The sequence below is a fragment of the Blastomonas sp. CCH1-A6 genome, from assembly GCF_001556365.1.
In the GTDB taxonomy this organism is placed as follows: domain Bacteria; phylum Pseudomonadota; class Alphaproteobacteria; order Sphingomonadales; family Sphingomonadaceae; genus Blastomonas; species Blastomonas ursincola.
Genome location: NZ_LSIS01000130.1, coordinates 1 through 238 on the forward strand (window position 1 = coordinate 1; position 238 = coordinate 238).

The 238-nt window shown below is 66.8% G+C and carries 2 protein-coding genes; both read right to left on the reverse strand.

Going from position 1 to position 238, the window contains the following annotated elements:
- The coding region (locus AX735_RS24100) for a DUF2274 domain-containing protein (protein WP_156447423.1) at window positions 1–83 on the reverse strand (83 nt) is incomplete at its 3' end.
- Window positions 80–238 (reverse strand): TrbI/VirB10 family protein (locus AX735_RS24105; RefSeq protein WP_446471783.1); only part of this gene is annotated, 159 nt, incomplete at its 5' end. The genes AX735_RS24105 and AX735_RS24100, both read right to left, overlap by 4 nt.

Genomic DNA, 238 nt, shown 5'->3' on the forward strand with positions numbered 1-238 from the left:
TCGCGATGCACGGCGGCGGGCAGCTCCACGGAGAGCTTGACCGGCCGATCGTCGGCCAGCGGCCCCAACTTCAATTTCGTCATCGTGTCGCTCCGATCGGTTCAAGCACCAGGTCGCGCGTGATGACCACGCGCAACGGATGCCCCGGCCGGATGGTGAGCGTCGGCTGCACATTGAGCTGCCGACGCACGATCTGCTGGCCGGTCTGGTTGATGGTGTCCTGCGAGCCGCGACGCAG